General features: G+C 62.4%; 15 protein-coding genes and 1 pseudogene. 13 read left to right on the top strand and 3 right to left on the bottom strand.

The genetic code is table 11. From position 1 onward, the window contains the following. The 6 genes and pseudogenes from ACW4DH_RS03295 to ACW4DH_RS03270 all read left to right on the top strand — a co-directional run. Nucleotides 1-172: pseudogene (locus ACW4DH_RS03295) on the top strand (C4-dicarboxylate ABC transporter permease); the annotation flags it as partial. Between the two features lie 170 nt (nucleotides 173-342). Next, nucleotides 343-1,491, top strand: coding sequence for a galactonate dehydratase (dgoD, locus tag ACW4DH_RS03290; protein ID WP_459634915.1), 1,149 nt, complete (start codon nucleotides 343-345; stop codon nucleotides 1,489-1,491). 25 nt (nucleotides 1,492-1,516) lie between these two features. After that, nucleotides 1,517-2,203 carry a 2-dehydro-3-deoxy-6-phosphogalactonate aldolase gene (locus tag ACW4DH_RS03285; protein WP_459634914.1) on the top strand — a complete coding sequence of 229 codons (687 nt, stop codon included), beginning with the start codon at nucleotides 1,517-1,519 and terminating at the stop codon, nucleotides 2,201-2,203. Next, nucleotides 2,200-3,108: a 2-dehydro-3-deoxygalactonokinase gene (locus ACW4DH_RS03280; RefSeq protein WP_459634913.1), complete on the top strand. Its 909-nt coding sequence runs from the start codon at nucleotides 2,200-2,202 to the stop codon at nucleotides 3,106-3,108. The genes ACW4DH_RS03285 and ACW4DH_RS03280 overlap by 4 nt, the downstream gene beginning before the upstream one ends. Before the next feature lie 297 nt (nucleotides 3,109-3,405). Then, a complete protein-coding gene (locus ACW4DH_RS03275) occupies nucleotides 3,406-4,278 on the top strand; it encodes an HAD-IIB family hydrolase (RefSeq protein WP_459634912.1) in 873 nt (290 codons plus the stop codon). Between the two features lie 3 nt (nucleotides 4,279-4,281). Then, the gene (locus tag ACW4DH_RS03270; RefSeq protein ID WP_459634911.1) at nucleotides 4,282-5,502 is read left to right on the top strand and encodes a glycosyltransferase family protein; all 1,221 of its coding nucleotides are present in this window, start codon (nucleotides 4,282-4,284) and stop codon (nucleotides 5,500-5,502) included. 100 nt (nucleotides 5,503-5,602) lie between these two features. Here ACW4DH_RS03270 and crcB read toward each other — a convergent pair whose 3' ends face one another. From crcB to ACW4DH_RS03255, 3 genes are all read right to left on the bottom strand, one after another. Beyond that, entirely contained in the window at nucleotides 5,603-5,980 is a 378-nt protein-coding gene (gene crcB, locus ACW4DH_RS03265; RefSeq protein ID WP_459634910.1) for a fluoride efflux transporter CrcB, read from the bottom strand. A gap of 102 nt (nucleotides 5,981-6,082) precedes the next feature. Then, nucleotides 6,083-7,867 carry a sugar phosphorylase gene (locus ACW4DH_RS03260; RefSeq protein ID WP_459634909.1) on the bottom strand — a complete coding sequence of 595 codons (1,785 nt, stop codon included), beginning with the start codon at nucleotides 7,865-7,867 and terminating at the stop codon, nucleotides 6,083-6,085. A 138-nt stretch (nucleotides 7,868-8,005) separates the two neighbouring features. Beyond that, nucleotides 8,006-8,254, bottom strand: a complete 249-nt coding sequence (locus ACW4DH_RS03255) for a GlsB/YeaQ/YmgE family stress response membrane protein (RefSeq protein ID WP_459634908.1) — start codon at nucleotides 8,252-8,254, stop codon at nucleotides 8,006-8,008. 178 nt (nucleotides 8,255-8,432) lie between these two features. Between ACW4DH_RS03255 and nrdR the strand changes: the two genes are divergently transcribed. From nrdR to ACW4DH_RS03220, 7 genes are all read left to right on the top strand, one after another. Next, nucleotides 8,433-8,921, top strand: a complete 489-nt coding sequence (gene nrdR, locus ACW4DH_RS03250) for a transcriptional regulator NrdR (RefSeq protein WP_459634907.1) — start codon at nucleotides 8,433-8,435, stop codon at nucleotides 8,919-8,921. Between the two features lie 50 nt (nucleotides 8,922-8,971). Further along, nucleotides 8,972-10,102 carry a bifunctional diaminohydroxyphosphoribosylaminopyrimidine deaminase/5-amino-6-(5-phosphoribosylamino)uracil reductase RibD gene (gene ribD, locus ACW4DH_RS03245; protein ID WP_459634906.1) on the top strand — a complete coding sequence of 377 codons (1,131 nt, stop codon included), beginning with the start codon at nucleotides 8,972-8,974 and terminating at the stop codon, nucleotides 10,100-10,102. Between the two features lie 184 nt (nucleotides 10,103-10,286). Next, nucleotides 10,287-11,450 carry a bifunctional 3,4-dihydroxy-2-butanone-4-phosphate synthase/GTP cyclohydrolase II gene (gene ribBA / locus ACW4DH_RS03240; protein ID WP_459634905.1) on the top strand — a complete coding sequence of 388 codons (1,164 nt, stop codon included), beginning with the start codon at nucleotides 10,287-10,289 and terminating at the stop codon, nucleotides 11,448-11,450. Between the two features lie 215 nt (nucleotides 11,451-11,665). Beyond that, entirely contained in the window at nucleotides 11,666-12,148 is a 483-nt protein-coding gene (ribH, locus tag ACW4DH_RS03235; protein WP_459634904.1) for a 6,7-dimethyl-8-ribityllumazine synthase, read from the top strand. Further along, nucleotides 12,145-12,645, top strand: a complete 501-nt coding sequence (gene nusB, locus ACW4DH_RS03230; RefSeq protein WP_459634903.1) for a transcription antitermination factor NusB — start codon at nucleotides 12,145-12,147, stop codon at nucleotides 12,643-12,645. Before ribH ends, nusB begins: the two co-directional genes overlap by 4 nt. A 10-nt stretch (nucleotides 12,646-12,655) precedes the next feature. After that, the gene (thiL, locus tag ACW4DH_RS03225) at nucleotides 12,656-13,630 is read left to right on the top strand and encodes a thiamine-phosphate kinase (RefSeq protein ID WP_459634902.1); all 975 of its coding nucleotides are present in this window, start codon (nucleotides 12,656-12,658) and stop codon (nucleotides 13,628-13,630) included. Continuing rightward, nucleotides 13,627-14,100 (top strand): phosphatidylglycerophosphatase A family protein, encoded by a 474-nt coding sequence (locus ACW4DH_RS03220; RefSeq protein ID WP_459634901.1) that lies wholly within the window; start codon nucleotides 13,627-13,629, stop codon nucleotides 14,098-14,100. Before thiL ends, ACW4DH_RS03220 begins: the two co-directional genes overlap by 4 nt. The last annotated feature ends 41 nt before the right edge of the window (nucleotides 14,101-14,141 follow it).

Below are 14,141 nucleotides of genomic sequence, written 5' to 3'. Positions count from 1 at the left end.
GTCGTTTTTGTCGCCGCCGTTCGGGCCGGCCGCCTTCTACCTCAAGGGCGTGGCGCCGGCGGGCATCAGTCTGAAGGATATCTTCGTCTCGCTGCTGCCGTTCATCGCCATTCAGCTGTGTGTGCTGTTCGCCCTGCTGTTCTGGCCGAGTCTGGCCATGTGGCTGGTGTAAGGCGCCGGCACTGGCGACGTTGAGTCGGGCAGCGTTGAACATCGGTAAGGCGGCGCAGTTGACCGGCAGGTCGATGCGCAGGCCAAGCCGATGTTCGGCTGTCTGACTATCGCCCGCGCTACAAGGCCTCCGCAGTGACGAGTCATTCATTATTCTAGATAGGTAACGACATGAAAATTACCAAGCTGAAGACCTGGCAAGTCCCACCGCGCTGGCTGTTTCTCAAGATCGAGACCGACGAGGGCTGCTACGGCTGGGGCGAGCCGGTAGTGGAAGGCCGGGCGGCGACCGTTGAGGCGGCGGTACATGAATTGTCGGACTATCTCATCGGTCAGGATCCGCATCGCATCGAGCATCTTTGGAACACGCTGTATCGCGCCGGCTTTTATCGCGGCGGACCGATCCTGATGAGTGCCATTGCGGGTATCGACCAGGCGTTATGGGACCTCAAGGGGCGCGATCTGGGAGTGCCGGTCTATCAGTTGCTGGGCGGCAAGGTGCGCGACAAGATGCGCATGTACGCCTGGACCGGCGGCGACCGACCGCAGGATGTCGGCCAGGGTGCCAGGGCGCTCGTCGAGCAGGGCTTCACGGCGTTCAAGATGAACGGCTCGCCGGAGATGCAGATCGTCGACTCGCATGCCAAGATCGACGAAGCCGTGGCACGGGTCGCCGAGGCTCGCGCGGCGGTGGGCGCCGATGTTGGCATTGCCATCGACTTCCATGGCCGAGTGCACCGGCCGATGGCCAAGGCACTGCTGCGCGAACTCGAGGCTTATCATCCGATGTTCGTCGAGGAGCCGGTACTCCCCGAGCACCTGCCGAGCCTCAAGCACATCGCCACCGGACTAGGCTATCCCATCGCCACCGGCGAGCGTCTGCACACGCGTTATCAGTTCCGCGATCTGCTCGCCGAGGGCATGGTCGATATTGTACAGCCCGACCTGTCGCACTGCGGCGGTATCAGCGAGGGCATGAAGATCGCCTCGCTGGCGTCGTGTCACGACGTGGCCCTGGCGCCGCATTGCCCGCTGGGACCGCTGACGCTGGCGGCATCGCTGCACGTGGATGCGGTGAACCATAACGCATTCATCCAAGAGCAGAGCATGGGCATCCACTACAATCGGGATAACGATGTGCTCGATTATCTGGTCGACAAGTCTGCGCTGACGATCAAGGATGGCTTCTGCGAGATTCCGCAGGGACCGGGACTGGGGGTGGAAATCGACGAAGCGTTCGTCGAGGAGCGCGCCAAGGTCGGGCATCGCTGGAGAAACCCCGTATGGACACATGAAGATGGCTCCATCGCCGAATGGTAGTCCGTCTTTACGAACAGGAGGCGACATGAACGAAACACGCCAGGCCGCACTGGATGCGGCTATGCAGGACTTACCTCTGGTCGCGATCCTGCGGGGCATTCACCCGCAGGAGATCGAGGAGGTCTTCGACGCACTGGTCGAGGCGGAATTTCGCCTGATCGAGGTGCCGCTGAATTCTCCGTTTGCCTGGCAGAGTCTGGAGAAGATCGCCAAGCGCTGTCCCGACAATGTGGTATTCGGGGCCGGGACGGTGCTCAGCATTGAGGATGTCGAGCGTCTCGCGGCACTCGAGGCGCCGTTGATGGTCACGCCCAATACCGACCCGGAAGTGATCCGTGCCGGTGTCGAGCATGGCTTGGCGCCGCTGGTCGGCTGCATGACGCCGAGCGAGGCTTTCGCGGCGGCCAAGGCCGGAGCGCGAGGGCTCAAGCTGTTCCCGGCTGCCCGGCTGGGATGCGGTTATTTCAAGGACCTGCGTGCGGTGCTGCCGACCGACTTGCCGGTACTTGCGGTGGGCGGAGTGAACAAGGACAACATGGGCGAGTGGCATAATGTCGGGATCGGCGGCTTCGGTTTCGGCAGCAACCTCTACATGCCGGGCCATGCGTCCGCCGAAGTGGGCGGCATTGCTCGGGAACTGGTCGCCGAATGGCGACGATTGCAGGAGATGGCCACCATGTCGACGCTCTTCGAGCATGAGGGCGATCAATGACTTCGAAAGCCCCACGGCAGCTGATCGCCGTGGATTGGGGAACCAGCAACTTCCGCGCCTTCCTGGTCGATCTCGATACCGGCCAATGCGTGGATAGCCGTCGCTCTGAAGCAGGGCTGCGGGCCTTGGCGACAGCGGAGTTTCCCCATTACTGCGAAGCGCATGTCGGAGACTGGCGCGGCGATGGCGAGGTGCCGGTCTATCTGGCGGGCATGGTCGGCTCGGCCCGAGGCTGGTCGGAAGCGCCTCAGCTCGAACTGCCGGTCGCGGCGGCGGATCTGGCGGCACATATCGTGCCGGCCCCGGGGTTGGCCAACGTCTGGATCGTGCCGGGCGTCAAGGTGGTGACGGCAGAGCATGTCGATGTCATGCGTGGCGAGGAAGTTCAGGCATTCGGCGCGCTGGCGCTGGCCGGGGTCAGCGAGGCGGACTGCTGCCTGCCGGGAACGCACAGCAAGTGGGCACGCTTGGAAGAGGGCCGTTTGGCCTCCTTCACCACGGTAATGACCGGCGAGCTGTATCATGCCGTACGCTTTCATACGCTGCCCGGCGAGCCGGCACGTGATGAGGCGGTCTTCGATGAAGCCGCGTTTCGTCAGGGCCTGGGGCGTGCCGGATGCCCGGGGGGCGTCATGCATGCCTTGTTCGAGGCACGCAGCCGGCATCTCTATAGCGGACTGATCGCCGCACAGGTCGGTAGCTTCCTCTCCGGCGTACTGATCGGCGAAGAGGTGCGGGCCATGCGCGAAGCGCGTCCGACGCTGACTTCGGTACTGCTGGTCGGCGCCGAGAATCTGCGCGTTCCCTACACGCTGGCACTGGAAGCCGTAGGACTTACGGTAACGTATTTCGACAGTGATGCCGCGACTCTGGCCGGCCTGCGGGCCATCGCCCACCATTCCTGAGCTTGAGACCGGGTTCTGGCGCAGCACTTGAAGAGGCCGGTCGACATGCGCACGCCGCCAAGAAAATCATCCGCGCGGAACGTCCGTGCGGATGTGCCTCCATGTGCACCCAATAGGTGCGTTCCTGCCGGCGGCGATGGCATAAATGCACCGCCAAGCAGCGATGCCTGTCGCGTCAGGTCGCGGTAGGGTGTGTATGCGTGGGAATGGCACGCTACGTGCTACCTTCATTGTACAGGTCCCCGTTTCGTGCGGGCGTAATGCATGCCGATGGGGCAAGCCCAATAAGGTGACACGATGACCCAAGCGTTCCAGCAAAAGTCCTCGCTTTTAATCTTCACCGATCTCGACGGTTCTCTGCTGGATCATCAAACCTACGATTGGCAGCCTGCGGCCGCCTGGTTGTCGCGTTTGGCGGCGGCGCGCATTCCGGTCATTCCCACGACCAGCAAGACCAGTGCGGAGTTGCTGGCTCTGCGCGAGGAGCTGGGGCTGACCGAGTGTCCGTTTATCGCCGAAAACGGTGCCGTCATCGGCCTGCCTCCCGCCTGGCAGCATGCGCGGTTGGATCGTGACCCCGCCGCGCCGGAAGGCCTGGTGATCAAGACGCCGGCACTGGACGTGGATTTCATTCGCCAGCGCCTACACGTTCTGCGTGAACGATTGGATGTACGTTTTCGCGGAATGGGGGAGATGTCGCTCGATGAGATCATTTCGCTGACGGGATTGTCACGCGAGGGCGCGCAGCAGGCTTGCCAGCGCGAAGGCAGCGAGCCACTGATATGGGAAGATAGTCTGGAGAGCCTGGAGCGGTTCCGTCGGATCCTGGAAGCCGACGACCTGCGGATAATTCAGGGCGGCCGTTTCTGGCATGTCATGGGCGCCGTCGACAAAGGCCAGGCGGTGCGCTGGCTGCTGGAGCGCTTCACGGCGCTACGCGGGTACGTACCCATGACCCTGGGGCTCGGCGACGGGCCCAACGACCTGCCACTGCTGGCGACGGTGGACCGCGCGGTGCTGATCCATGGCTGTCATGACCATCCGATGCCGCTAAACGATTCGGTTAGCGTGTACCGTACCCGCGAGCATGGGCCGAGTGGCTGGGCCGAGGGTGTGTCCTACTGGTGGGAAAAGGAGTTCGCAGCCGCGATAACCTCAAAGGGAACCTGAGCCATGAGCGACTTTTATCAGAACGGTATCATTACCGACTTTCACAACCTGACCCGACGCCCGGTGGAGGCGCTTGAAGCCGACCTGGTCCGCTTCGCCAGGCGGCGTCCCATGGGGCTGATTCTGCCCTCATTGTTTTCCGAGCTCGAAGGGCCGGCGCTGGCGCATATCGTCGATGAATTGGCCCGTGTGCCTTATCTCTCCGAGATCGTCATCGGGCTGGATCGCGCCGATCGCGAACAGTTCCTGCATGCGCGCGAGTTTTTCTCGCGCTTGCCTCAACATCACCGAATTCTATGGAACGATGGTCCGCGCCTCAAGGCACTGGATGCCGAGCTCGAGGACATGGGAATTTCACCTCACGAGCCCGGCAAGGGCCGCAACGTCTGGTACTGTAGCGGCTACGTGCTAGCCTCCGGGCGTGCCGAGGCAGTAGCGCTGCATGACTGCGATATCGTCACCTACGACCGGGGACTGCTGGCACGGCTGATCTATCCGGTCGCACATCCGCAATTCAACTACGAATTCTGCAAGGGCTACTATTCGCGTATCGCGGACGGCAAGCTCAATGGTCGGGTGGCACGGCTGATGGTCACGCCCATGCTGCGCGCGCTGAAGAAGATCTTTGGCCCGCTGCCATATCTGGACTATCTCGACAGCTTCCGCTACCCGCTGTCGGGAGAGTTCTCGATGCGTGCCGATGTGCTCGATGGTATCCGCATTCCCAGTGACTGGGGACTGGAAATCGGTGTGCTCTCCGAGGTACATCGCAACTATTCCACCAAACGGTTGTGTCAGGTGGACATCGCCGATAACTACGATCACAAGCATCAGCCGGTGTCGGAAGACGACCCATCGGGCGGACTCAACCGCATGAGCCTGGACATCGCCAAGGCGATCTACCGCAAGATGGCAACGCTGGGCGTACAGATCAATGCCGAGTGCTTCCGTACCATCAAAGCCACTTACTACCGTGTCGCCCTGGATCTCATCGAATCCTACGACAACGATGCCATCATGAATGGGCTCAAGCTCGACCGCCATGCCGAGGAGCAGGCCGTGGAGCTGTTCGCCAACAACATCATGGAAGCCGGCACATCGTTTCTGGATTCGCCCCGCGACAAACCCTTCATCCCGAGTTGGAACCGTGTCAAGGCCGCCGTTCCCGACATGCCGGAGCGTATGCATGAAGCGGTGGAGCTGGATAATCTGGGCAAGGTCTAAAAGCCTGGCATAAGCAAAGCGACTGCGCTCGATGTCCGCCGCAGTGGTGAAGCCCCTTTCGAACGTGTATTTGCGTCAAGCAAGCTTCGCTTGCGGTGAATCAGGTTCGAAAATAGGTATAGGTGGCGATGCCGGCATAGGTCATGGCGAACGATCCAAGTACATGAATCAGCGTGCCGAGCAGCGCCATGGCCCATTTGCCGGATTGCAGGGCGGTGACCATCTCCACCGAGAAGGTCGAAAAGGTGGTCAGCGCGCCGAGCAGGCCGGTAATGACAAACAGGCGCCATTCAACACTGAGGGTAGAGTGTGTGAACAGGCTGATCATCAAGCCGATCAGCCAAGCGCCTGCCAGGTTGGCGATCAGTGTGCCCGGCGGGATGTGGGTAAAACTGCCGTTGAACTGCACACTCAGCCACCAGCGCAGGTTAGCGCCGATGGCGGCGCCCAAGCTGATGGCGATAATCGAGAGCCACATACTTTCCCCTTGTAGCCAATACTCTTGGATAGCCAATACCCTTAAGGCTCAGCCCATGCAAGGCGTCTTGTCTGCGTGACCGTCACGCCCGCGCAGGCGGGTTCATTCGACTTGAGGGGATTGTACCAGCCACAGGCTGCGATAGGGACGCAACTCACGCGGCCCCTCCGGCGTCCAAGGCGCATTTTCCAGCAGGTCGAACCAGGGACCCTCGTCGAGTTCCGTCAGCGGCAGCGGTTGACGCTTGTTGCTGATGTTGTAGATCGCCAGCAGGCGGCGGCCATCGGCGAGGGGGCCGCGCTCGATGGCGAAAAGCGCCGGAGAAGTCTCGAGTACGCGCTGTGGGGCTTCAGGATGGAAACAGGGCTCCTGCGCACGCAGCTTGAGGCGCCGCCTGAAGGCCAGGAATACCTCACGAGTCGGGGTATTACGGCTGTCGAGCAGCTCGTCGAGCTCGTCGAGCTGCCAGCGGCGCCGGTTGATCGAGCGTAGCTTGCCGGTACGCTCTACGCCTTCGTGATCGGAGAGAGTCGCGGTGAGCGAATGGATATACACTCCAGGAACGCCCTGTAGGGCCAGCATCAGGTGTTGGCTGCATAAAAAACGTTCCACCTGCCAGGGGTCGGCACCGCGCCGGGTACCCTTGAGGGCATCGAAATAGGTAATGTTGAGTTCGTAAGGTGTATCGATGCCGTCGGGATTGGCTTTCATGCTCACATAGCCGCCGAAGCGATGCATCAGCTCCAGTAGCACTTCGATGTCGTGGGCCGGCAGCAGCCCCTCCAACGCCCGCACGCCAATCCCATCATGGCTGGCGGTGAAGTTGAAATAGGTGCAGCCTGCAGGCAGCACCGGCAGCGAGCGGGCCCAGTCACCCAATGCCGTGGCATCGCCACTGGTCAAGGTATGCACCAGCAAGGGCGGCAGGGTGAACTGGTAGACCATGTGCGCTTCGTCAGGTTTGTGGCCTTCGCCGCCAAGCCTGTCGAGACCGAAGTAGCTGAGGTTTTCGCGATGCGGGACGTTGGTTTCGGTGATCAGCAGGGTGCCCGGGGCCACGAAGTCGAGAACGGCGCGCAACAATCGCACCACGGCATGCGTCTGCGGCAGGTGGATGCAGGGCGTGCCGACTTCCTTCCATAAGTAGGCAATGGCGTCGAGGCGGATGATGCGGGCACCCTGCTGGACGTAGAACAACAGAATGCCGATGAATTCGAGCAGCACATCCGGATTGGCGAAGTTCAGATCGATCTGATCCTCTGAGAAGGTCGCCCATAAGTGGCGTGTCCCACGGCGGGTCGAGATGGGGACCAACAGTGGCGAATTGCGTGGCCGCACTACCTGCGACAGGTCCGTTTCGGGATCCATCTCGATGAAATAATTACGGCCCGGTTGAGTGCCGGTCAGGTAATCGACGAACCACAGCGACTCGCGGGAAGCGTGATTGATGACCAGATCGACCATGAGGTCGCAGTGGCTGGCCAGGCGGCGAATATGCTCCCAGTCGCCCAGGGCGGGATCGACTTCCCGATAATGGATGACGGAGAAGCCATCGTCGCTGCTCCAAGGGAAAAAAGGCAGTATATGAACGCCGCTGAAGGCGTCGGGTAGCCACTTGAGAAGAAACTCGTCAAGCACCTCCAGAGGTACGCGTTCGCCATCGATCAGCGTATTGCCATAGGTGATCAGGATCTGGTCGCGCTCGCTCCACAAGGGGCGCGGGGCGGCCTCAATGGCACCGCGTTGGTGCAACAGCAAGGTCGTGACACGGCGCAGCACTTCTGCGGCGCGCGGGCCGTAGATTTCCTTCAGGCGGGCTTCGGCACACTCGAGGAACTCGGACTCGCTGAGTCCGATTGCCGGTGCGGGCGAAGGGCTGGCTGTCATGGCGGGATCTCCTGATCAAGTGGAAGCGCGCGGCGGTACGTGGCGCATGAAAGTCTTGCAGAGGATATGCCATAACGTGACACGCCGGCTCGAAAGAGCCGGCGTGCAGGAACGTTCAGCGTTGCGGTTGGCGTATTTTCAGCGGCGCACGACGCGGTACAGGGCCAGCAAGATGATGGCACCGAGAACCGCGACCACGAAGCTGCCGAAATTGAAGCCGTCCACGCTGCCCAGGCCTAGCGCAGTGCCGATCCAGCCGCCAACCACGGCCCCCAGAATGCCGATGATGATGGTGACTATGAAGCCACCCGGATCCTTTCCCGGCATTATGAGCTTGGCAATGACACCGGCAATCAGACCGAACACGATCCATGCGAGAATTCCCATGTCGTCCTCCTTGGCTTGGGAAATGAATAATTTACTGTTTAAGCTTGGTTCGCCTTGGCGCTTCGCGCAAGTACGTTTCCGCGTCAGGGAGGGAAACGTTACACTGCAGACATTCATCAGCCGGGCGTGACCCGGTGAAAGTTCACTTGCTCCTCCTGAACACGCCGGAATTCAATCGATGCATTGTCCCTTTTGCGGTACGCACGACACCAAAGTGACGGATTCGCGTCTGGTCGCCGAAGGCGACCAGGTTCGCCGCCGCCGCCAGTGCGCCGTGTGTGGCGAGCGGTTCACCACGTATGAAACCGCCGAGCTGCTTATGCCACGGGTCATCAAGGCCGATGGCTCGCGAGAAACGTTCGATGAGCAGAAACTGCGCGCCGGCATGCTGCGGGCTCTGGAAAAACGCCCGGTCAGTGCCGAATCCATCGAGGCGGCGGTCGAGCGTATCCGCCAGCGACTGCGGGCACGGGGCGAGCGGGAAATCAATGCCCGACATATCGGCGAAGAGGTGATGCTGGCGCTCAAGCGTCTGGACCAGGTCGCTTATATCCGTTTTGCCTCCGTCTATCGACGCTTTCAGGACCTTGACGAATTCCGTGCCGAGATCGACCGTCTGGCGCAGGAGCCAGGATTCTCGCCCGGCGAAGAGGGCGAAGCCCACTGAACGCGTCGCTGTCCTGAGCGTATTCTGCAAGCCTTGTGCAAGGAATCATCATGACCAAGCCCACACCCGAAGTTTACATGGCACGCGCGCTGGAACTGGCGCGTCGGGGGTTGTACACCACGCATCCCAACCCTCGTGTCGGCTGTGTACTGGTCAAGAACCGTCAAGTGGTGGGGGAGGGCTGGCACATGCGTGCGGGCGAGCCGCACGCGGAGGTTCATGCCCTGCGTGCCGCCGGTGATCGAGCTAGGGGGGCGACCGCCTACGTCACGCTGGAGCCGTGTTCGCATCAAGGACGTACCGGGCCGTGTGCCAACGCATTGATCGAGGCGGGCGTCAGAAAGGTAGTCGTCGCCATGCAGGACCCTAACCCTGAGGTGGCGGGGCGAGGCCTGGCGCTGCTGCGCGAGGCGGGTATCGGTGTGGAGGTGGGTCTGCTGGAGCATGATGCGCGCGAGCTGAATCCCGGCTTCATTCGGCGCATGCAGCTGGGACGTCCATTCGTGCGCCTGAAGATGGCCATGAGTCTGGATGCGCGTACGGCCATGGCCAGCGGCGAGTCGCAATGGATCACCGGTCCTTCGGCTCGCGCCGAGGTCCAGCGACTACGGGCGCGCTCCAGCGTGGTGATGACCGGTGTGGAGTCGATCATCTTCGATAATTCACGCCTCACGGTGCGTGCCGAGGCACTGGGAGAGGAAAATGGCGCTGACGTGACCTGTCGCCAACCGCTGCGCGTGATCGTCGATACGCGGCTGCGGCTGCCGCTGGCGGCAGCCTGTCTGCGTGAACCCGGGCGTACACTGATCGCCACCTGCACCCGGGATGCGCCCCGTCGGGAGGCGCTGGAGCGGGCCGGCGCGGAGATCGTCGAGTTGCCGCCCGGTGAGGATGGCAGGGTCGGTCTCGATGCCCTGCTGCGTTACCTGGCGGCACAGGAGGCGTGCAACGAGATACTGCTCGAGACCGGTGCCACGCTGGCCGGGGCAATGTTGGATGCCGAGCGTATCGATGAAATGCATCTGTTCGTCGCGCCCACGCTGCTGGGGGGAGACGCCCGGCCGTTGTTTGCCTTGCCGGGGCTGGAGCGTATGGCCCAGCAGCGTCCGCTGGCGATCGAGGATATCCGCGCCTTCGGACGCGACTGGCGTATCATTGCGCGCCCCGAGCGGGTCGGCTAAGGATTCGACGCGGCTGATACTGGCGCGTATCGTGACAGAAGGGTACTCTGAGCGCCGACTTGGGCGGGGTGTGGCTAAACAGTGACGCAGATGTCGCTGTTTTGCGACATTTCCCGTGACAATAGAGGTGGGCGCGTGTGCCCCACGGTACTTCCCCCTCTGGCAAGAGACATTCGGAGAATTCATGGCGCTTCCCACACAGCATGAGGCTCCCCAGAGGGGACTGGCCCGCATCGAGGACCTGGTCGAGGACATCCGACAGGGCAAGATGGTCATCCTCATGGATGATGAAGATCGCGAGAACGAAGGCGATATCATCATGGCCGCCGAAAAGGTCGAGGCCGCGCACATCAATTTCATGGCCCGGCATGCTCGCGGCCTGATCTGCCTGCCCATGACCCGCGAGCGCTGCGAGCGGCTCAATCTACCGTTGATGGTGCGCGACAACGGTTCGGGCTTCGGCACCAAGTTCACGCTCTCCATCGAAGCCGCCAGTGGCGTTTCCACCGGCATTTCCGCCGCGGACCGCGCGCGGACCGTGCGTGCTGCGGTCGCGCGCGACGCCAAAGCCTCGGACATCGTCCAGCCCGGGCATATCTTTCCGCTAATGGCCGAGCCAGGCGGTGTACTGCGTCGTGCCGGGCATACCGAGGCGGCTTGCGATCTGGCCGCAATGGCCGGGCTCGACCCGAGTGGCGTGATCTGCGAAGTCATGAACGAGGACGGCAGCATGGCGCGCCGCCCGGAGCTCGAGCGCTTTGCCGAGGAGCATGGCGTCAAGATCGGTACCATCGCCGACCTGATTCATTACCGCATTCATAACGAACAGACCGTTGAACTTGTCGAGCGTGAAACGGTGGATACCGCCTTCGGCGAGTTATCGCTCAATGTGTTCCGCGATCGCATCCAGGGCGCGCATCATCTGGCGCTGGTCAAGGGGACGCCGCATACCGATCAGCCCACCACCGTGCGGGTGCATATCGGCGATAACCTGCGTGACCTGCTTGGCCTGCACAAGACCGGCAATCAGAGTTGGACGGCGCATAGCGCGCTGGCCGAGATCGCCGCCGCCCCGGCGGGGGTCTTTGTGCTGCTCGACGATGGACGTCCCAAACAGGATTTCAAGGAGCAGTTGGACGTCTTCCTGGGGCGCCGCCGTGCGCCGCGCAGCAGCGACTCCGACGGTTCCGGAAATTATCTGGCCATCGGCACCGGCTCGCAGATACTGCGCCAGCTGGGCGTGGGCCAGATGCGCCTTTTGAGTTCGCCGTGGAAGTTCTCCGCGCTCTCCGGATTCGATCTGGAAGTGGTGGAACTGGTGGGTGGCGATACCCCGGAGAGTCTCTAACCGCTAAAATGGCTCCCCCCGGTCAGGGCCTGTTGACGCTTGTGGCAAGCGTTGGAGCGTAGACCGATTCGGACGCGGGCGCGACTCGCCAGTGGTTCAAGACGCCTCGAGGAGGCGAGTGCTCGCGGGGTACTCGCCAATATATTCAATCGCGTGCCGTTCGCATCAGGTGGTAGCGTGGACGGTATCGCGTCTTATCAAGCCGGAAATAGACAATGCAGCCGATCTCTCAAGTCGAAGGGAGCTATACCGACGTCGATGGTCGTTACGTCATCGTCGTGGGCCGTTTCAACCACCATGTCGTCGACAGCTTGGTGGAAGGTGCTGTCGACAGCCTGGTGCGTCATGGCGTCGATGAAGAGAACATCGACATCGTGCATGTGCCGGGCGCCTGGGAGCTGCCGCTGGCGGTCAAGCGTGCGTTGCGAGTGGTCAAGCCCGATGCGGTTATCGCGCTGGGCGCGGTGATTCGCGGGGGTACGCCGCATTTCGAGTATGTCGCTGGCGGCTGCAATGCCTCGCTCGGCAATCTGCAGCTCGAGTTCGATACGCCTATCGCCAATGGCGTGTTGACGGTCAACACCATCGAGCAAGCCATCGAGCGCGCGGGAACCAAAGCGGGTAACAAGGGGGCGGAAGCGGCGATGGCGGCCATGGAAATGGTCTCGCTGTTCAAGCGCTTCGGAGGTGGCGAATGAACCCGCAACGCCGTGAGCCCAGTAAGTCCCAGCAGGCACGTCGCGCTGCCCGTGAGCTGGCGGTGCAGGGGCTTTACCAGTGGCAGATGACCGGCAAGTCGATCACTGCGGTGGAAGCCGAGTTCCGCAGCCAGGTGGCCGACGAGGACCTTGAGGTTCATGAAAACTGGGTCAAGGTCATGGAAATCGCCGACCTGGCACTGTTTCACGATCTGCTGCACAACGTGGCACGCCATCAGCGCGAGCTGGATGATGCCATCACGCCGCTGCTTGATCGTCGACTCGAGGAACTCGACCGGATCGAACTGGCGATCCTGCGCTTGGGGGCGTACGAACTGTCGCGGCGTCTCGAGGTGCCGTATCGCGTGGTCATCAACGAGGGGGTCGAGTTGGCCAAGTCTTTTGGCGCCACCGATGGACACAAGTATGTCAACGGCATCCTCGACAAGTTGGCGGGGCGTCTGCGCAGTGCCGAGGTCAACGCGCGTCGGCGTTGATTCGAACCAGATGCTGAGTGAGTTCGAACTTATTGCCCGTTACTTCACAACGGCGCAGCTTCAGGCGAAGGAAGAGGGCGTCGTGCTGGGGCCGGGAGATGATTGCGCGCTATTGGCGCCGACACCCGGGCACACTCTGGCAGTGAGTGTCGATACCTCGGTGGCCGGGGTGCATTTTCCCGAGGATGCGCCAGCCGAGGCCGTCGGACACCGGGCGCTGGCGGTCAGCCTGAGTGACCTTGCCGCCATGGGCGCCCGGCCGCGCTGGTGCTTGATGGCATTGACCCTGCCCAATGCCGACCCGGCGTGGCTGGAATCATTCGCGCGTGGCTTTCACGCACTTTGTGCGCAAAGCGGCGTCGTGCTGGTAGGGGGCGATGTGACCCGGGGCCCTTTATCCATCAGTGTGACGGTGCAGGGTGAGGTGCCTCAAGGCGCGGCGATGCGGCGCGATGGCGCCCGCCCCGGCGATTGCCTGGCCGTCACCGGCACCCTGGGGGGCGGGCATGGCGGGTTGCGTGCCTGGCAGACAGGAGCACGCGCACTTGGCGAGCCGCTGCTCGCCGCTTACCTGCTGCCCCAGCCACGTCTGGCGGCCGGCCAGGCTCTGCGAGGGTTGGCCACCGCCGCCCTGGATGTTTCCGACGGGTTGCTGGCCGATCTGGGACATATCTGTCGAGCCTCCTACGTCGGCGCCGAAATCGACCTTGAGCGCTTGCCCCTCGCCGCGGGGCTGGACGCTGCTCTGGGTGACGAGGATGCGCGACGGGCGGCGTTGTGCGGAGGCGACGATTACGAGCTGCTTATCGCATTGCCCGAACATGCCGTGGCGACTGCCCAGCAGCGTCTGTCTGCTCACGACCTGCCGCTTAGCGTGATTGGCCGATTCACCGCCCAGGCGGGGCTGCGCCTGTTGCCGACGGACGGTGTCGGCGCGGACCTGACAGACGCCGGCTGGCAGCATTTCCGGGGAGAGGCGTCATGAACCGTGCACCGGCAAGCGTATGGCGCAGTCCCGTGCATTTTCTTGCCTTCGGCTGCGGCAGCGGAGCCATTCCCTTCGCCCCTGGTACCTTCGGTACCCTGGCGGCGATCCCCTTCTACTGGGCGTTGGCAGGCCTGTCCCTGGGCGGCTATCTGGGGCTGATCGGCCTGGCGGCCTTGCTGGGTATCTGGTTGTGCGACAAGACCTCGCGCGACCTGGGCGTACATGACCATTCGGGCATCGTCTGGGACGAATTCGTCGGTTACTGGCTGACCATGGCTGCCGTACCCTTTTCGTGGGAAGCGGCGTTATGGGGATTCGTGGTCTTTCGTATCTTCGACATCATCAAGCCCTGGCCGATTCGCTGGGTCGACCGCCATGTGGCCGGCGGGTTCGGCATCATGTTCGATGACGTGCTGGCCGGTATATACGCTTGGAGTTGCATGCACCTGTGGTTCTGGCTGCACTAGGCATGTTGGATATCGGCTGCAGGTGTAGCCGCAATTCCATC

Source organism: Halomonas sp. WWR20 (assembly GCF_054602495.1).
This window is presented reverse-complemented; position numbering and strand designations above follow the sequence as displayed.